At 49.4% G+C, this 18,130-nt stretch carries 14 protein-coding genes; 9 read left to right on the top strand and 5 right to left on the bottom strand.

Annotation, left to right across the window (positions count from 1 at the left end; genetic code table 11):
• The first annotated feature begins 92 nt into the window (after window positions 1-92).
• Window positions 93-986 carry a cidABC operon transcriptional activator CidR gene (gene cidR, locus BP97_RS0119075; protein ID WP_028550535.1) on the top strand — a complete coding sequence of 298 codons (894 nt, stop codon included), beginning with the start codon at window positions 93-95 and terminating at the stop codon, window positions 984-986.
• A 74-nt stretch (window positions 987-1,060) separates the two neighbouring features.
• Here the strand turns inward: cidR and BP97_RS40725 are convergent, their stop codons facing one another.
• Window positions 1,061-1,225 (bottom strand): hypothetical protein, encoded by a 165-nt coding sequence (locus BP97_RS40725; protein WP_197035495.1) that lies wholly within the window; start codon window positions 1,223-1,225, stop codon window positions 1,061-1,063.
• Window positions 1,226-1,404: 179 nt separating this feature from the next.
• The gene (locus BP97_RS38970; RefSeq protein ID WP_028550534.1) at window positions 1,405-2,052 is read right to left on the bottom strand and encodes a copper amine oxidase N-terminal domain-containing protein; all 648 of its coding nucleotides are present in this window, start codon (window positions 2,050-2,052) and stop codon (window positions 1,405-1,407) included.
• Between the two features lie 223 nt (window positions 2,053-2,275).
• On the opposite strand from BP97_RS38970, the gene BP97_RS0119060 reads away from it, so the two are divergent.
• The 7 genes from BP97_RS0119060 (at window position 2,276) to BP97_RS36830 (ending at window position 12,033) form a co-directional block, all read left to right on the top strand.
• Complete coding sequence (locus BP97_RS0119060) at window positions 2,276-3,844, top strand: AraC family transcriptional regulator (protein WP_028550533.1); 1,569 nt, start codon at window positions 2,276-2,278, stop codon at window positions 3,842-3,844.
• A 372-nt stretch (window positions 3,845-4,216) separates the two neighbouring features.
• Entirely contained in the window at window positions 4,217-5,353 is a 1,137-nt protein-coding gene (locus BP97_RS36845) for an MGDG synthase family glycosyltransferase (RefSeq protein ID WP_051620769.1), read from the top strand.
• Window positions 5,354-5,419: 66 nt separating this feature from the next.
• Window positions 5,420-6,607: an MFS transporter gene (locus BP97_RS36840; RefSeq protein WP_231506337.1), complete on the top strand. Its 1,188-nt coding sequence runs from the start codon at window positions 5,420-5,422 to the stop codon at window positions 6,605-6,607.
• Window positions 6,608-6,621: 14 nt separating this feature from the next.
• The gene (locus BP97_RS36835; RefSeq protein ID WP_051620765.1) at window positions 6,622-7,914 is read left to right on the top strand and encodes a polysaccharide deacetylase family protein; all 1,293 of its coding nucleotides are present in this window, start codon (window positions 6,622-6,624) and stop codon (window positions 7,912-7,914) included.
• A 57-nt stretch (window positions 7,915-7,971) separates the two neighbouring features.
• Window positions 7,972-8,769 carry a delta-lactam-biosynthetic de-N-acetylase gene (gene pdaA / locus BP97_RS0119040; protein WP_081824267.1) on the top strand — a complete coding sequence of 266 codons (798 nt, stop codon included), beginning with the start codon at window positions 7,972-7,974 and terminating at the stop codon, window positions 8,767-8,769.
• A 517-nt stretch (window positions 8,770-9,286) separates the two neighbouring features.
• The gene (locus BP97_RS0119035) at window positions 9,287-10,756 is read left to right on the top strand and encodes an S-layer homology domain-containing protein (protein WP_051620764.1); all 1,470 of its coding nucleotides are present in this window, start codon (window positions 9,287-9,289) and stop codon (window positions 10,754-10,756) included.
• 113 nt (window positions 10,757-10,869) lie between these two features.
• Window positions 10,870-12,033: a YncE family protein gene (locus BP97_RS36830; RefSeq protein ID WP_036746181.1), complete on the top strand. Its 1,164-nt coding sequence runs from the start codon at window positions 10,870-10,872 to the stop codon at window positions 12,031-12,033.
• A gap of 200 nt (window positions 12,034-12,233) precedes the next feature.
• On the opposite strand, the gene aroA is transcribed toward BP97_RS36830, so the two are convergent.
• Window positions 12,234-13,589: a 3-phosphoshikimate 1-carboxyvinyltransferase gene (aroA, locus tag BP97_RS0119025; RefSeq protein WP_036746180.1), complete on the bottom strand. Its 1,356-nt coding sequence runs from the start codon at window positions 13,587-13,589 to the stop codon at window positions 12,234-12,236.
• A gap of 108 nt (window positions 13,590-13,697) precedes the next feature.
• Between aroA and BP97_RS0119020 the strand changes: the two genes are divergently transcribed.
• Window positions 13,698-14,603 carry a LysR family transcriptional regulator gene (locus BP97_RS0119020; RefSeq protein WP_028550529.1) on the top strand — a complete coding sequence of 302 codons (906 nt, stop codon included), beginning with the start codon at window positions 13,698-13,700 and terminating at the stop codon, window positions 14,601-14,603.
• A gap of 59 nt (window positions 14,604-14,662) precedes the next feature.
• On the opposite strand, the gene BP97_RS0119015 is transcribed toward BP97_RS0119020, so the two are convergent.
• Window positions 14,663-15,364 (bottom strand): response regulator transcription factor, encoded by a 702-nt coding sequence (locus BP97_RS0119015; RefSeq protein WP_036746195.1) that lies wholly within the window; start codon window positions 15,362-15,364, stop codon window positions 14,663-14,665.
• Window positions 15,351-17,993 (bottom strand): sensor histidine kinase, encoded by a 2,643-nt coding sequence (locus BP97_RS0119010; RefSeq protein ID WP_028550527.1) that lies wholly within the window; start codon window positions 17,991-17,993, stop codon window positions 15,351-15,353. The genes BP97_RS0119015 and BP97_RS0119010 overlap by 14 nt, the downstream gene beginning before the upstream one ends.
• Window positions 17,994-18,130 lie beyond the last annotated feature (137 nt).

The raw sequence follows: 18,130 nt of genomic DNA, 5'->3' as shown, positions 1-18,130 counted from the left end.
CCAATGAAAAGTGTACAGCAGCTTCTTTCATAGGTAAAATACATATACAGAATGTTTTTCATTCCATTTATCTATGGATGGAGGAGAGCCCGTTGGATATGCGGCACCTGCAATATTTTCTCGAGGTCGCGCATTGGAAAAGCTTCACGAAAGCCGCGCAGGCGCTTTATATTACTCAGCCTACGATCAGCAAGATGATTAAAAATCTGGAGGAAGAGCTCGGCGTTATTCTGTTTGACCGGATCGGCAAACGAATCGAGCTGACAGATGCAGGCGCCGTGCTGTTGACGCAGGCCCAACACATCGTGAAGTCATTTGATGATATGACCTCACATCTCGACGAGCTGATGAAGGTGAAACGGGGCCGTATCCGTATCGGATTACCTCCGATGGTAGGGTCTAATTTTTTCCCAAGGGTCATTGGAAAGTTTCGTGAAGAGTATCCGGGGATTACGCTTCAGTTGTTTGAAGACGGGTCCAAGAAAGTGGAATCGGAGGTCGGGGCAGGGGAGCTGGATATCGGGGTTATTTTGCTGCCTACCAATGACGAACTGTTCGAGTCGTTCTCTTTCGTTAAGCAGCGGCTCATGCTCGTCGTTCACCCTTCTCATCCGTTAGCAGAAAGCAAGGAAGCCTCTCTTATTGATTTGAAAGACGATTCATTCCTGTTGTTTCACGAGGATTTTGCTCTGCACGATCGGATCATCGAGGAATGTGAAAGACTCGGCTTCATTCCTGATGTCGTTTATAAGAGCTCTCAGTGGGATTTCATCAGCGAAATGGTGGCGGCCAATCTGGGCATTGCCTTGCTGCCGGAAGCTATCTGCCGCGAGCTGGACAGTAAACGCCTGAGGACCATTCCGTTAACAAATCCGATGATTCCTTGGCATTTGGCCATGATTTGGCGCAAGGACAGCTACTTGTCGTTTGCTGCCCGGGAATGGATTGCTTTTACGCAAAACATGCTTCAGCATCCGGTTCAATAATAGAAGAAACCTACAAATAAGACCGTTCCATTTGCCCGTATATTGGGGAAGGAACGGTCCTTTTCAAGGGGGAGTCAACGCCCTCTTCTTCTTTTTTTGTAAATTTGCACATTCACGGCATTGCTTGCGAGCACATTTCCGGATTCCGCCCTTGCCTCCGCAGATTGAGATATATTGATAACAATATATTGATTTTTGCCGATTCGCTTCCTGTACGTTTTCACGTGTGTCCGGAGCATGATTCTACCCCCTTATCCCGTTGTCTTATTACGTTATGCACAGGATTTTCATGCTGCAGCGGCTAATTAGCTGGGCAATCAGCCTTTTGTAAGCAGCTTAAGGGAAGGCAGGATAGGTGTAAGCATGAGAAAAAGACTGCAGCAGACCCTTCGTCCGCTGCAGCCTCTATTCCGCACCATTACTGTTTGGTAATTTTAATAACTCCAGTTTCGTCCATTTGCATTTTATGCTTCAAAATATCTGTGAAAAACGAGACAGGAACGAAGGTCGTATCGTTTTTCAGCTCAGGGGCAGCACCCAGCTCGCGTGGAGCCATTTTGCCGAATGCGTAATTGTCTTTACCGATCTGCACTCCGCTCCAAACAGCGCCTTGCGTCACGTCCGAGCTGTATTTCTCCTGATTCCATTCTACATTGTATCCAAGCGCCTCGCTGACTGCTCTTAGCGGTACCATCAGTTGATCGCCATTAGTATAAGCTACATCGCTGCCCACTCCGATCGATTTTCCGTCAACGACAAGCACATAATGAAGGCCTCCGAACGAATCTTGCGGTTTTTGCTCATGGGTAGACTCGACAACTGGCGGAACGTCCCGTGTTTGGCCGATCACATTGCCATTGGCATCATGAACGTCACTAAAGGGAAGCACGTTGTCAGCACCAAGTTGAATGCTGGTTGTTTGTGCAATGACATTGCCGTTAGCATCCTTAACAGGAATCGGCGTATAGTTCACATCTTCTGTTGCGGCGAATGCTGAGGCTCCCGACAATGTTACACTCAGTGCTACGGAAGCAGTAATAATAACCTTTTTCATATCTGTTTTCATCTCTCTAGTCAAGCTCCTCTATGCTGCTTTAGTATATTGGAATGATCAATCCTTTGTAGGAAAAACATGTCGACATCTCCATAGACGGAGCATGTTTCAAAAATGTTGCAAGGAAATAATTGGAATCTTCTTTTGAACAATTTCCGGCAACAAATTATTTGACAATGAGAATCATTTTCACATACACTTTAAGGAGGAATATGATCTCAAGGACGTGAACACTATGCTGCAAAGGCACGATTCCATGCGTCATCTTCGCCTGGAGTATATCGCTGCGGAGGAATTTAAGCTTCCTATTCAGCAGCACAAGGAAATAACCACCTTGGAGGAGCATGCCTTCGTCTACGTATTGCAAGAAAAAGTAAAAATTAACCTACAAGCCAAAAATGTACACCGGACGGGGACGGGATTGTGCGGAGAGCTGTTTTTGATCCCTCCGAACTCCCGGTGTATGATCGAAAATAGTAATAGCGCTTCCGCGCATCTTATTCTGATCCGGTTCCAATGTACGAATAAGCCTACGGTATGCTCATTTGGATTCGAGCAGCCCCAACCGTTATTGGATGATGTTCAGCTGTACTGCTTCCGTACACCGCAAATTCGAAGCTGGATTCAGGATTTCTTGAGCGATTGCGGAAGCTCGGAACCGGCTTTGTATTACCAGCTGCAATCTCACTTGTACGCCATGGCGGCGGCACTCATGATGTATGTGCAAAAACCGCGCGAGATGGAAAAGGATTTGGTTGCTTATGTTGAGCAGACCCGCCAATATATGCTGCGGAAATATCAGGATGCGATGGACATGGAGGATATCGCCCGTCTGTCGGGAGCGAGTCCAAGCCGATTTTATCAAGCGTTCCGCAGGCAAACCGGGCTAAGTCCTCATAAATTCATTTCGAAAATACGGCTTGACGCTTCTCTATTGCTGTTAGCCAATACGGAGTCGTCAGTCATTGATGTCGCTCACTCTGTCGGTTATCCGGACGAATATTACTTCAGCCGACTATTTAAGAAGCATATGAGCATTACTCCGACGGAATATGTTGCGCGTACCAAGAAGAGGATCGCATGCTTGTCGCCGGTCCTCCGTGGAGATTTGGCTGTATTAGGGATAACGCCTCAATTATGTTTGGAAAGAGGCTGGATGGATGAGCCGGATAAAGCTTTGAGGCAAATCGAATCCAGCGAACCGGAGCTGATTATAACACCGCCTGTTACGGATGAAATCTACCAAGCATTGGCTGAGATAGCTCCGGTCGTTATGATTGAGTGGAAGAAGTATCCTTGGAAGGAACGGCTGATGGACATTAGTCAGCTGTTTGATCTGTCGAGTGTCGCGGAGCGGTGGCTCGCCTATTTCGATATGAAGGTGGATAATGCCAGGTTTCATATCCAGCAGCACTTGGGAGAAGAACCGGTCTTGCTGGTTCATGCGGCCAACGAGCATCGGTTTCGTATCTTCGGCATGCAAATGAAGAAAATGAAGGATTTGTTCTACGACGACCTTCAGGTTATGCCACCGGATCCTGCGCATCATATCGGTGCACTGGATGTTACTTCGCTTACCGATGTTGCTGCACTCGATTGCGATAATGTTCTTTTCTTGGTGGGATCTGCCAAATCCGAAGCTTTTTGTGATCAATTGGCTGAAAATTGGAAAGAGCTGAAGCGGAGCCGCCGCAGCAAGCGCTGCTTTTTCATACGGCACGACGATCCTTTGCTGTACAATGCTTCCGCACACGAAGGGCTGGTTGACCAAACCGTACAGTATTTGATGAATTCCGGTTCTTAATTATCAGAAGATATTTCCTTCCTTTGAAGGGGAGTACTGCTTTTGCATCGTCTAAAAAGCAAATGGGTGAATGCCCGCTCAAAGCGTGATACAATGAGTTTGCTGTCCTGAATTGTCCTGCTGATGGACGGTTATGGAACAGCAAGCTTTTTTTATTGGTATAAAAACTTCAAAAAAGGGCTTTGCGGCTTGTAGGAGGGAATTTATACTTGAAGGGCTGCCGTTTAAGCATGCGGAGCAATTGTTTCACGTACATATAACTGGGGGAAATAGATATGAATAGTTGGCAGAGTGGTTTATTTTCTTATGGGAAATAACTATGATGGAAGTAAGACATACGGTAGTTCGATTGGTTCTAGGGAGGAGGCTACCATGAATCATAGACCAAAGGTTCTGATCCTGACGGCAAGTTACGGTGACGGACATATACAGGCTGCGCGGGCGCTGAAGCAATCCTTTCTTACTCAAGGTATGGAACAGGTTCTTATTGTCGATCTCATGAAAGAAGCGCACCCGCTTTTAAATACAATTACAACCACTTTATATTTGAAAAGCACCCAGACATCAAAATTCGGTCTTGATTATTATGGTTGGAGTTACTACATGACCCGGGAGACGAAGCCAGACCTTGCTTGGAACCGGTATTTCAATATTATAGGTAAAAAGAAGCTGAAGGAAATCATCGAAAAGGAGCGTCCGGATGCGGTCATTAATACATTTCCGTTCGGTGCGACACCGGAGCTCTGTAGCAGCATGGGAATACCGTGCTTTACGGTTATAACTGATTTCGCCCTGCATTCTCGTTGGATCCATCCGGAAATGGACAAATATTATGTGGCTGCGGAAGAGCTGAAAAAACAGATGATATCCTTTGGTCTATCCAATCGACAGGTGGAGGTTAGCGGCATTCCGATCCGAAGAGACTTTATCGAGCATGATCCTTCCAGTCCGAATGCATTTGAATCCATAATTGATCAAGGGAAGCATACGATCCTTATCCTGGCGGGTTCCTATGGCGTGCTTGGCAATGTGGATGAGATGATCCGCTCGCTGCTGTCCATTGGTGATTGTCAGGTAGCGGTCGTTTGCGGCAGAAACCGCAAGCTCGAGCAAAAGCTGCTTATGCAATATACCGGTAACGATGATGTGCATATTTTTGGATTCTTGGACAATATACATCAATTGATGGCCATTTCGTCCTGTATCGTCTCCAAGGCGGGGGGACTTACGCTATCTGAATCGCTTGCCTTACAAGTTCCGATCTTTATATTCAAGCCTTTTGCCGGACAGGAGAAAGAAAATGCCGTCTTTTTATCAGGCAAAGGTGTGGCGTCGATTTCCCATAATTTAGAAGAACTTACTGGGCAGGTAAGCCAATTTTTCTCGGAAGAGTACCGCTCCGCGGACATTAAACGCAAGATGAAGCTGCTGCAGCCCAAATGCGCAGCGGACTTTATTGCCCAAGACGTTGTGCATACGATTGACCGCAAGGTAACTGTAGGCTCGTAAATATTTCGCATGGTTCGGGGGATAACTAACACATAGGTTTCTATGGGGGAGAAGGTGGAACAATCGGTGACAACCTCTTCTAAACAATCCTTTGCTTCGCATATGCTATTGTATGGTATTATTCTATTTCTTGTTGAATTTGTTCGCGGAGCATTTCTCGTTTCATTCTTGCCGACGTACGCGGTTTATGCACTCGGCTTCACTGTAACGACGGTCGGATGGGCTGTATCGGTTCATTATGTTACGGATACGCTCATCAAATGCTTTGCCGGATATTTACTGGATCGATTTCCTCTTCGGCTAATCGTACCGGCCGGGCTCGCTATTTCGTTGGGCGGGCTGTGGCTGCTTTATATCGTTCAATCTATTTGGTTGCTCATTGGCGCGTCAGCTTTGTTTGGTATCGGGTTGTCGCCGATATGGCTTGTCTGCCTAAGCAAAGTTAGACCTGAGCATCGCGCAGAGCACATGGGCGTGCTGTATACATGCTGGCTTGCCGGTCTTGGCTCGGGCCCGATCATCCTTAATTTTATTATGGACGCAAGCTACTCCATCTCCTTCTGGTGCATGATCATATTATGGGGAATTAGCTTGCTCTTGTCCTTCTTTATATCTAACAGAAAATCATCGACTCCGACACAAATTCCGCTTCGCAATCAAATCTCCATGCTATGGGAGAAGCTGCTCACTATGAAGACGCTGCTTCCCGGCATGACTTTACAAACAACGGCAGCAGGGATGCTTGTACCTGTATTGCCTGGGTTTGCTTCCAAAATTCTCGGCTTCAATTATTCTCAATACTCCTATTTACTTATTGCAGGCGGTGCCTTTACCGTCATCGCTTTAATTCCTATGGGCAAGCTATCAGATCGTCTAGGTAAGAAATGGTTCTTGATTGGAGGGTTCGCTGCCTTTGCGGTTATTTTATTTGCCCTTCCATTCACCTCACACTTGTGGATTTCGCTTCTGCTGGCCGCCTTATTAGGCATATCCTATGCGGCGGTGCTTCCGGCCTGGAATGCGCTTCTAGCGCAATATGTCCCTAAAGATAATCAAGGGATGGGGTGGGGCCTATTCTCCAGCGTAGAAGGGATCGGGGTCGTTATCGGACCGGTTCTTGGAGGGTGGATCGCCGACACGTTTAATGAAAGCTTCACTATCATGGTCAGTGCGGTACTATTAGGAGCAATCGCCTTATACTATTTCGTGGCTCCGCCGGAAGGTTCGGGACTGCAGACCGCGCTTAAGAAGTAGGAGGATGAGTTCATATGGAGCATATTGTCTGGATCGTTATCCTTGTGCTTGGTGTGTATACGATAATCCCCACACTTCTTGTCCGTCTGTTCGGATTAGGTGTGTACCGGGAGGGCAAAGGGAGCCAAACTATATTCCTGACATTCGACGATGGCCCTGACCCGGAATATACACCGCGGCTGCTCGATTTGCTAAAGCAATATGACATAAAGGCAACGTTCTTTGTTCTCGGCTCGAAGGCAGAGAAGTACCCGGAACTCATTGTAAGAATGCATGAGGAAGGACATCTTGTCGGTGTGCATAACTATTCGCACTGGGCTAATGCACTGATGACGCCTCGCAGAGTCCGTCTTCAGCTCCATCATGCAGTCGAGGCTATCGGACGCATTACAGGGGAGAGACCGATCTATTATCGTCCCCCGTGGGGAGTTATCAATTTGTTTGACTTTTGGCTGCTGAAGCAGTTCCGAATGGTGTTGTGGTCGATCATTGTAGGCGACTGGAGAAGTCGCGGGGGGAAGGTCAAAATTAAGCACCGGCTTGTTTCCCGGTTCAAAGACGGAGCGGTCATCGTCCTTCATGACAGCGGCCAGACGATCGGTGCGAATCCGGATGCACCTGAATATATGCTGCAAGCGCTGCATGAATTCGTAGCGGAAATGCAACAAAAACAGTACACATTCCACAGAGTGGATCAAATAGGGTGGTCGAATGAGTCGACAGAGAGGCTTAGCTGGCATAAGCGGCTTCCGCTATCGTTATGGTTAAAATGGGAGAGCTTATACCATGTATTCTTTGCGCTTGAGCCGGTTGATCCGGACAACCAGCTGCTTTATTACCGGGTATGTACGTATCACGGGAAAAGCATCGCGCTTCCGGACGGAGAGGAAATACGCAAGGGGGATCGGGTAGTAGAGCTCCATTTCAACAACGAGATGATGTTCCATATTGCAATGGATACCCGTTCTATGGTGCAGCTTGCCGTGCAGCTGATCCGTGCGGTCCAACAGCTGATGCCTAAAATGACGGAGCGGATATTAAACGACACCCTGACTCAGGATATAAAAGGGATCTATGGTATTACAATGATTAACAGAGGACCTAAACAGCTAGGCTTTACGGTAACGGATTTGCCGCGAGGGTTGTTTTTCGTGGTCACCAAGCTATATTTACGCATGCTGCTGCTTGTGGTTCATCCTGAGGGGAAAAAGCGGCTGGAAATCAAAAAGGAGCTGTTGACCCCGAAAATTCTTGCCATATCTACCAAAGAGCTGCAAAAGCGATATTCCGTTTCGCCCGGTACATAACCGAGCCCCGTTAGGGCATATTATCCCTGATCTTACATTATAGAATTAAGGGGTGACATGCTTTTGAAACGTGTGGCAATACTAGCCGTTGCGCTGCTGCTGTGTACCGTGATGGCTCCGTTCTCACTGCACGCTGCCAATGCAATATACGGGGGGGACCCCTTCCATTTCGGATTTAAGAAGAGCAGGAATCAGCAGCTGGCATCTATTAATGAAGAGGGCTTCAAGGGCATCATACAGAAGAATGAGGCCATCTTCCTGGGAGATGTGACGAAGAAAGAGCTTTACTTAACATTCGATAACGGCTATGAGAATGGTTATACCGGTCGTATATTGGATGTTCTCAAAGAACAAAAGGTACCGGCGATTTTCTTTGTTACGGGGCATTTTGTGAGGGAGCAGCCTGAGCTGGTGAAGCGGATGGTCGATGAAGGCCATCTGGTTGGCAATCATTCGTGGAGCCACCCTGATATGAGTCAAATCTCTAACCAACGCTTGAAGGAAGAGCTAGAGAAGGTGCAGGTGGAGGTCAGCAATTTGACGAGCCAAAAGGAAATGCACTATCTGCGGCCTCCGAGAGGTATTTTTAACGACCGGATTCTTGCAGCCAGTAAAAGCCTCGGATATACGAGCGTCTTCTGGTCCGTTGCCTATCGCGATTGGGATCCCAAGGCGCAAAAAGGGTGGAAGTACGCTTACGACAACGTGATGAGTCAGCTTCATCCCGGTGCCGTCATCCTGCTTCATTCGGTATCCAGCGATAACACCGAGGCACTCAGCCGTATCCTCACTGCCGCCAAGGAGCAGGGCTATGAGTTTAAAAGCTTGGATCAAATGCAGACGAAGACTTATTAAGCAGCTTGTCCTCTATAGCGCTGTGTACTTTAAAGAGCCTTCCTAACGGGGGTGAGTTTGTCGAGAAACCGAAGAAAATGCAGATGTGTTTGTGGTACTCCGGTGGGGTACCCCCTTCCGGCCACTGTTGTTATCGGGAAATTTTTATTTTAATCGCGTTACAGTGGGGATTTCCCGATAACAAAGGCGGACGCTTTCGCTCCTCCAGGGGATACCCCACCTCCCGCCTTCATCCAGCTGCTGTATAATTGTTTTTTTTCGACATTCAGCCCCTAATTGGGGCTCTTTGTTTGTTTTAATGGAATTATTATCCATAAAATCTGAGGTGGTTTTCGTGTTTCTTTGTTGTTTCACACGGACAACCGAAATCTTCCATATCCATTTGCCAAGAGGATTGTTATGTTTTTTTAATGTTTTGCCCGGATTTTTTATTCGATTGTAACGGTCTACGAAGTAATCTATTCCTAGGGTTACACAACAAGCAGCACCCACAATGAAATCCAAGGGAGAGATTATGATGATAAAACGCAAAAAGTTCGCAGCATGGGTTATAACAACGGCTGTAGGCTTGTCCGCAATTGTTCCTCAAGTATCCGCAGCAGTCAATTTTACCGATAACGGGGCTGCAACGTCTTACAAGACGGCTGTAGAAGAATTGGCGAAGCAAAACATCATCTCAGGCTATGGAGATCAGGAATTCAAACCAAATCAGAATGTAACGCGCGCCGAGCTTGCCAAAATGGTTGCTCTAGCGCTTCATGTAGAACTGAACACAACGGGTAAACCGGCTTTGTCCGATGTAACTAGCAGCGATTGGTACCAATCCTATGCTGGAGCTCTTGTCAGCATCGGCGCTATGAAGAGTGAAGATGGCAAGTTTCAACCTAATAAACCGGTCACTCACGAGCAATTAATTGAAGTAGCGGCCGCTGTGTTGAAGGTTGACGCTGCGCAATTGAAAGCCCAGTTCGGCAGCGCATTTGTTAGCGGTAAGTTCGCGACTCGCGGAGAAGCAGCTTTGCTTGTATACGCAGCACAGCAAATCGCACCGGTTCAAATTACTAGCATTACGCCGCTGAATGCCATTACATTGCAAGTAACATTCTCAGCACCGCTTCCTAAAGAGAATACGGACGTAGATAAAGCTAAAGCGAACATTACGTTCGACAACGGACTGCAACTATTGAACATCCCTCAGTTGAAATCTGGAGCAACACAAACATACATCGTTCCTGTAACTCCGCAAAAAGAAGGAACGACATACACAATGGACTACCAAGGTAAAACATCGATGACGTTTACAGCAAATACCGAGAAGCTTGAGCTTCGCTCCGCCCAGCAAATCTCGGCTGATACATTCGAAGTGGAATCCAGCCTCGAGGATGGTGTTGCCGACTACGGTTATGTGGTTGCAGCATACAGCTCCAGTCGTAAGGGTGCTTTTATAGTGGACGAGAATAACGTATACAACGGCAAGCAATATAACATTCTTTCTTCGATGAGAGACAAGCAGGTGTACATTACACCTGAGGGCGGAGAAACGATGACGGCCAATTACGTTCTATTCACCCAGGCTACGGATGGAAGACAAGCTCCGAAGTTTCGTCTACCCAACGGCCAAACGTTCAAGCCGGGCGTGAAATACACCGTTACCTCTGACTGGGCTGATATCGCTAGTGCTACATTCACGGCCAAGGAAATTGCTCCGCTTGCTATCCAATCGGCAAAGCAAGTTAGCGAGACATCTATTGAGGTTACACTTACCGAGGACCCTAAGGATGAGTTGTTCGCAGTGCGCAGCGTTACATTGACTCCAGTAGGAGGCGGCGCTCCTCTGACCGCACAGTACAAACTGACCAGCCGTAAAGGTGCGACAGGCACATTCGATTTGCAAAATGGTGCTAAGCTGGCGGCAGGAACGTCCTATACGGTAGCGTCTGTAGATAACTGGGCTACAGCTGCAGGAGTTACTGTAACAACGAAATAATAAACCTTTGGTTAATTATTTGGTTAATTATAAGGTGGGAACGAAAGGAGGGTGGTCCTGTGCAAGGCAGGCCGCTCTCTTTTGTATATCGAAATCAAGAGAGGTGAAACTTTTTGCGACAACAACGAAACAAAAGAGGACTACTTGCTGTCATTGCGGCTCTGTGGATGACGCTCGCGTTGGCTAGTTGTTCTGTTCAGCAGGAGGGCGGAGCGTCTGCACCCGTTATGTCTCCGTCTCCAGCACCAACTACGCCCGTCGATAAAGAAGCAGCGACGATCGAACCGGAGTACAGCCTGTTGATCACGCATTCCAAAAGCGATTATATTTCGTTTACGGATCCGGATAAGGGGGTAACGGATAAGGTAGTAGCAGGGGCTTTCCCATTCGGTATCGCTTTGGCTGAAGCGGACAACCGCGCGTATGTTTCCACGGCGGAGGGCATAGCGGTTATCAATACTCAGCAGCATAAACGGGAGGCGCTTGTCCCGTATCAATCCGCTATTCAAGAGGTTAAATTTGGAGAGTACCGCCCTGGCGGGATGGGAATCGCTGTGTCACCGGATGGCCGCTACGTGTATGTCGGTGTTTATTTGGCGGGTAAAGCCAGTCAACTGGAGATTATGGATACGGAGAAGCTAGCTATGACCGGCAGTGTTCCAGTAGGGATCAGACCGTTTGATGTGGTCGTTAGCCATGACGGTAGTGAGATATACAGCATCGACCACGACTCCTACTCCGTTACGATAGTGGACCCGCAAAAGCTTACGGCGCGTAAAGTGAACGTAGCCCCGTTCGGTAAGGGAGGAGGGGGCTTCGAGAAGCCCCATTACGCTATCGTTCAGGAGGACGGACATCTGTTGCTCCCTTATCAAGGACGTGGTCTTGTCGTTCTAGACCCGGTTACCGGCAAGTTTGAAACGAAGCCTTTGACCGGCAATACTCATCAGGAAGGCGTGAGTCTGACTGCAGATGGCAACAAGATGCTTATCGTGGGCAATGGAGCTGCCGGAAGTGCTACCGGAAACCCTAATTTGACGGTATTGGACCTAGGGACGTTGGAGGAAAAGATTATTCCTCTAAATCGTACTCACCAAATGGTGGCGAACAGCCCGGATGGAAGATTGGCATACCTTACAGGGGGAGTCACCTTTGCCGATACCGGGTGGGATGGGATTACGGTGTTAGATTTGGCTGAAGGAACGACACGTGAGCTGCCTTTGCCTGATTATCCGTTGGACATCGCCATTTTGGAGAAAACGCAGAAAGCCTCTTAACACATGGATGGGCATACCTCACCTAGTGGCGAATGCCCATCCAGCCGAATTTCCCAAGAACCAAGGCGGACGCTCTCGCTCCTCCGAGGCATACCCCACCTATCGATATAGCAAATTTCTCGAGAAACGGGTTCTCGACAAACTTAGGAGCTGCTTGAGCAGCTCCTTTTTCCGTAGAGGTTTATTTTACTGTGCTAGGTTTATGAAAGGGTTACATTCAAGCCAAGAGCGCTCAGCCGATCCCAATAGTCGGGGCATGTTTTGGAAACGCAGCCCGGGTCGGCTATCCGGATGCCGTCCGCTTTGACGGCGATCAACGAAAGCGCCATCGCTACGCGATGATCGTCATAGGTATCGAGCAGAGCCGGCTTGGGCTCACCTGGATAAACCGTCAGACCATCCGGGTGCTCTTCCACCCGAATCCCTAGCTTGCCGAGCTCGGTGCAGATCGCAGCAATCCGGTCGCATTCGTGATGGCGGATATGAGCGGCGTCTGTGAGCGTAATGGGACCGTCTGCGAACGGAGCGAGTGCGGCAATCGTCAAGGTTTGATCGGACCAGCGCTTCATGCTGGCGGTGAAGCCGCCCTTAAGCTGCCGAGTTCCGGTAACTTCAATGAAATCGGCCCCGCGGACAACAGTACAACCCATTCGTTCGAGGACATCCAGAATCTCAATATCCGGCTGCCGGGTTTGATCATTAATGCCTTGGATTCGGACACGCCCATTTGTCTGTGCTGCCATCGACCAGAAGTAGCCGCAGGTAGAAACATCAGGCTCCAGAGCCAATGATTGAGCCTGGTACTTGTCGGGCTGAACGGAGATCGATTGGCTGTCAGGCGCCGGTTGGGTCTCAACGCCGAATGTCCTCATCATGTCGAGCGTCATCTCGACATAATCACGCTGCACGACGGTGCCTTCGATATGCACGGTCAATGCATTGTGAGCATACGGGGCTGCCAGCAGCAGCCCGCTGATGAACTGGCTGGATACGGATCCGGGCACGCTCACGCTGCTGCCCTGCAGGCCCTTCGCATGCAGGGTTAATGGCAGTCGTCCTTGCGCCGCTTCGTAATGAATATCAGCACCAAGAGCGGATAAGGCATCGAGCAGCGGGGCCAGCGGTCTTTCGCTCAGCCGGGGGCTGCCCTGAAGCTTCCATGAGCCGCTGCCTGCCGCAAGCGCACCGGGCAAGAAGCGGGCTATCGTACCTGCCGCCCCGAAATACAAGTCTCCCTCTCGATTCGGCCAAGCTCCGCCCGAGCCGTGGATGATGGCCGTTTCACCTTCGACATCGATCTGGACGCCAAGCTGTCGTAGACATTGAATGCACCAGTACGAATCGTCGCTCTTTAAGATACCTTCCAGCCGGGAAGTTCCTTCCGCCAACGCGGCGATGATGAGCGCGCGATTGGTCAAGCTTTTGCTTCCTGGAATCGTTAGGTCTCCTGTTATGGCTTTGCCATTAGGATTGATGCGAACCTCCTGCTTCTCATTGTAGCGGGACCAGGGGGAGCGTGATTCCCGTCCATGCGGTTGGTCGATTGTATGCTCCATTGCACACACCCTCTCTCATTGATTGCTTTGCTTAATCTGATTATAATGAGGAAAATGGAATAGATGAAATCGTCATTTTATCATTATGACATAGAGAGGTTTTATATCATGATAAACTTAGAGTGGTACCGTATTTTTTATCATACGGCCAAAGCAGGCAACCTCACCAAAGCGGCGCAAGAGCTGTATATTACACAGCCTTCTGTCAGCTATGCGATCAAGCAGATGGAGGAAGCATTCGGGGTCAAGCTGTTTCATCGGCAGTCCAAAGGGGTGAAGCTGACGGTAGAAGGTCAGGCACTTCTTGATTACGTGGAGCCGTCCTTCTCGCTGCTGGATGCCGGAGAAAGCAAGCTGAACAATCTCAAGAGGCTTACAGGAGGGGAGCTTCGCGTCGGGGCGAGTGACTCCTTGTTTAAGCATATGCTGCTTCCACATTTGGACTCTTTTCATGCCGAGTATCCGGACATTCGTATCCGCTTATCGCACGGTAAAACGCCGGATATTGTGCATCGCCTTAAAGAAGGACAAATCGACTTCGGTATTGTGCATATGCCAATCGTTGACCCTCAAATCGAGGTGACGGCTTTCTCGGTCATTCAAGATTGCTTCGTAGCGGGAGGGACTTATAAGGAGCTAGGGGGCTCATCCATAACTGCGGAGAAGCTGGGAGCTCTGCCGCTGCTGCTTTTGTCGCAGGGAAGCAGTACGCGCCGATTCGTCGAGCAGTGGTTTGCAGCGCAGGGGATTACGGTAGAGGCGGATATTGAGCTCGGCAGTATCGATTTGCTCGTTGAGTGCGCTCGCCGCGGCTTCGGAGTTGCCTTTGTGACACGCTCGTTCGTACAAGAGGAGCTAGAAACAGGAAGCTTGATCGAGCTCAAGCCGTTCGAGCCAATCATGCCCCGGTCGGTGGGCATCGCCATCCGCCGAGATATGCCTTTGTCCCTTGCGGCTTCACAGTTTCTTACGACGTTAAAGAACGCTTTTCCAGCATGGAACGATTCTCGATAAGACTTAGACACAAATAAGGGCTCCCTGTCGCTGAGGAACAGAGAGCCCTTTATTTAGTCTTATTCGGCGGGTTTGGCCATATAACCAACCCCTGGGTAAGTAACGATTAGCCCGAGCTTCTCGTCAGCCTGCTTCAGTTTTTGGCGAATACGCGCTATAGCTACCCTTAAGTACTCCACATCATCGCGATATTCATTTCCCCAGATATCGCCAAGCAGCTGCTCATGGGTCATCACTTTCCCTGCATTTTGAATCAGCAGAACGAACAAATTGTACTCCGTTTCGGTAAATTTGATCTCCGTATCCGCGAGCCATGTCCGCCTCTGGGCTAAGTTCAGCGTTACGGAACCTAATCGAATTTCACTGGAAGCGGTCGTATGCGCAGCCGTACGGCCGTCGATTCTTCGAAGGACCGCATTGACCCGCGCGAACAGCTCGTCTAGTGAAAAGGGTTTGGTCAAATAATCGTCTGCACCGAGATTCAAGCCGCGCACCTTGTCAGTCGAATCACTTCGGGCCGTCAGGATAATGACAGGCACGTTAGAGAAGCTGCGCAGTCGTTCCAGAACCTCAAAGCCATCCATCCCGGGCATCATAATGTCAAGCAGAAGCAAGTCCGGATCAAAGCTATCTATCGTTTCCAGGGCCTCGGGTCCACTCGAGCAGGCAGCGGTCTCGTGACCTAATGATTTCAGATTGGCGGCGATGAACCGGATAATTTTGGGCTCGTCGTCCACGATGAGAATTTTATGCTTCTTCATGCTCATCCCCATTCTTCCATTCGTATTTGGGTACGGATAGGGTAAAGGTGCTTCCTACACCCGGTGTGCTTTCCACATGAATCTGTCCGCCATGGGCATCGATGATGCCTTTGCTTATGGCAAGTCCGAGACCGGTTCCCCCTGTATGACGGCTGGAGGATACATCGGCCCGGTAAAAACGGTCAAAGATGTTGTCCATATGCTCCGGCTCAATGCCGATGCCGTTATCTTGAACGAGGATGTGAACCAACCTGTCATCAGATTCCGCGAAGATGCGAATAATGGGCTGACGATGGTTGTAGCGGATTGCGTTGGTGAACAGATTCACCAGCACCTGCTCAAGCCGCAGTCTATCTGCACGAAGCAGCGGCAATTCATCGTTGATCTCCAGCTCAAAGCTTGCGTGTCCTGCTCCAGCGTGTTGGGGCATTCGCTGGATGGCGCTTTGCACGACGGATTGGACGCGAACGGGCTGCAGATTGACTCGCAGAGCGCCTGCTTCAATCTTGGAAATGTCCAGCCACTCATCGATCAGATCTTGAATGCGTCCGATATCCTCGCGTATCCCCTCCAACAGCTCCTGCTTAAAATCCTCATCCCACGAAGCGTCAGGTCGAAGCAATGTTTCGACACCGCCTCGAATGCTTGTAATGGGCGTTTTAAATTCATGTGAAGCAAGAGAGATCAGGTCGTTCTTGAGTGCGTCGACTTCATGCTCTTTCGTAATGTCACGCCACACGTAGCCCCGCCCGAAGCTATGCTCGTCACCAAGTACCTGAAAAGTGGCAACCGAGATGAAACGTTCCTTGCCGTTAGCCCCCACGGCTTTGAATTTGGCATTGAGTCGCTCTTTGCCGATGAACAGGCTCCATTCTTCGTCATGTTCCGGGAGCAGGGCTGTTACCGCGCTGAATAACTCTTCCTCTGACATTGCCAGCAGCGCTTGGGGCTGTAGGCCGAACATTTCCGTCATACGGCGGTTGAAATAGACGACCCTTTGACTTGTGTCGATAAGGACTATCGCGTCGGACATGCTCTCCAGGACAGCGTTTAAGGTTGCATGCTCATGACGGATGCTGCTTAGCAGCATATCATTTTGAACCAGAATGGCAATGGTACCGGCAAATGTATGGAGAAATTTGCGATCGTTATCGTTCAAAACGGCTTCGCTGCCGCCCTGCACCACAAATTCGCCAAGTGCCAGATTACCTGCTTGAATTGGAATGGTTGCTACGCTGCAGTCCGAGCTTCCGGCATCGGCAGGAATAATCGTTCCTTCATCCCAGCCCTTAAAACGGCCGAGAGTAGAGGAGCCTGTATGCGGGAAGAGGCGCAGCCGAACTTCTTGATGGATCAGACCGCGAAGATGAGCCATGCTGTCCTCGATGATGTCGCTCGCATTCCTTCGCGTGGAGACCGGAGTGAGCAGTGTATTGACGATCTCCAGCTCCTGATTTTTGCGCAGCAAGCTGTGAGTCCGCTCAGAAACGCGACGCTCCAGATCGGCGTTCAGCTCAATGAGAGCCCGCTGGTTTTCCTTGATTTGCTCGGCCATTCGGAAGAAATGATCAGCCAGCATATGAAGCTCATAAGGGACTCCACCGGAGGCGATGGAGCGGTCAGGTGATACATTAATCCCATCCGCGAGCCGCTGTGTGTACCCGACCAGGGCATGGATCGTATTGTTCAGCCGTTTGGCCAGCAGTGTACCTACGATGACGGTCAGCAGTAGCGTGATGATAAGCAGCAGGAACGTCGTCTGGAGCGAATCGTTGAACGCTGCATTTACAGCCTTATATGATCTGGCTACCATCACGGTCCAGCCTAGGTCAGGAATCGTCTTATAGCTTACAAGCTCTTCTTGACGGTTAACGCCGGAGCGGTATTTTCCTTGACCTTGCTCCTGAGCCTTTGCATCCTGTACAGCAGGTTCGCCGGATAAATCGGCCAATGAATCTGTAATTTCTCCGTTAGGGTAGTATAGGGCACGTCCCGTAGCATCCAGAACGACCGGGTAGGCGTCGGTCCCGTAGTCATATTTGGTGACCAGCTGTGCCATGGCCTTCATATCCAGCACACCGACGATCATTCCGTCCCACTGCTTTTGATCGTTATAGACGGGAGCTGCGATTGCTATGGCAGGTTTGTTCGCACCTTCGGGTCCACGGAACAGCGGAGTGATGGCCGTCGTTTCTTTTGCTTTTACCTGGGTGAAATAATCGCGCTCTTTAACGTTGGCTCCAAACAGTGTCTGCTGCTGCTGCGCGGCTCCTGAATCGGGATATAATGCACTCACCGTACCTTCGCGACTCACGACAAAAAGGCTTGAGAAGCTGGGCAAGTTCGTTTTGACGGACTGCAGCTTGAGCGTCATGCTTTCACGGGTACGAAATGGAGGACTGGAGGCGCTGATGGTCGCCGCTAACGTCTCTACAGCGTTGCGATGGTAGTACGTGTACGTTTGTACAGCATCGGCTAGGCGGTAGGTGGTCTGCATCTGCGTTTTATTGTAATCGTTCGTAATGTTTTTGATTTGCTGCACTTGAATAGTGCCGAGGACAAGGATGGGAATGAGGGCCACGATGGCAAACGTGATTGTTAAATGAAGCCGCATCGATAGTCTTTTCACGGGTTCCTCCAAAAAAATTTCTTGGGTTATTTCTACCCTTTTATTGTAGCATAAATGCAGGAATTTCAAGAGACGAGCTCGTGTTACTAAAAGTGACAAAATAAACACGAATTTCGGAAATATGCTCGCATCAATTG

This window comes from Paenibacillus sp. UNC451MF, assembly GCF_000686845.1.
Taxonomy (GTDB): Bacteria; Bacillota; Bacilli; order Paenibacillales; family NBRC-103111; genus Paenibacillus_S.
The sequence above is the reverse complement of the archived record's forward strand: the minus strand, read 5'-3'. Positions and strand labels throughout refer to the sequence as shown.

Coding starts and splice junctions, on each gene's coding strand:
- BP97_RS40725 (WP_197035495.1), bottom strand. CDS start 1,225: ATGCTCCGGACACACGTGAAAACGTACAGGAAGCGAATCGGCAAAAAT.
- BP97_RS0119020 (WP_028550529.1), top strand. CDS start 13,698: ATGATAAACTTAGAGTGGTACCGTATTTTTTATCATACGGCCAAAGCA.
- BP97_RS38970 (WP_028550534.1), bottom strand. CDS start 2,052: ATGAAAACAGATATGAAAAAGGTTATTATTACTGCTTCCGTAGCACTG.
- pdaA (WP_081824267.1), top strand. CDS start 7,972: ATGCTTTTGAAACGTGTGGCAATACTAGCCGTTGCGCTGCTGCTGTGT.
- BP97_RS36835 (WP_051620765.1), top strand. CDS start 6,622: ATGGAGCATATTGTCTGGATCGTTATCCTTGTGCTTGGTGTGTATACG.
- BP97_RS0119015 (WP_036746195.1), bottom strand. CDS start 15,364: ATGAAGAAGCATAAAATTCTCATCGTGGACGACGAGCCCAAAATTATC.
- BP97_RS36845 (WP_051620769.1), top strand. CDS start 4,217: ATGAATCATAGACCAAAGGTTCTGATCCTGACGGCAAGTTACGGTGAC.
- aroA (WP_036746180.1), bottom strand. CDS start 13,589: ATGGAGCATACAATCGACCAACCGCATGGACGGGAATCACGCTCCCCC.
- BP97_RS0119035 (WP_051620764.1), top strand. CDS start 9,287: ATGATAAAACGCAAAAAGTTCGCAGCATGGGTTATAACAACGGCTGTA.
- BP97_RS0119060 (WP_028550533.1), top strand. CDS start 2,276: ATGCTGCAAAGGCACGATTCCATGCGTCATCTTCGCCTGGAGTATATC.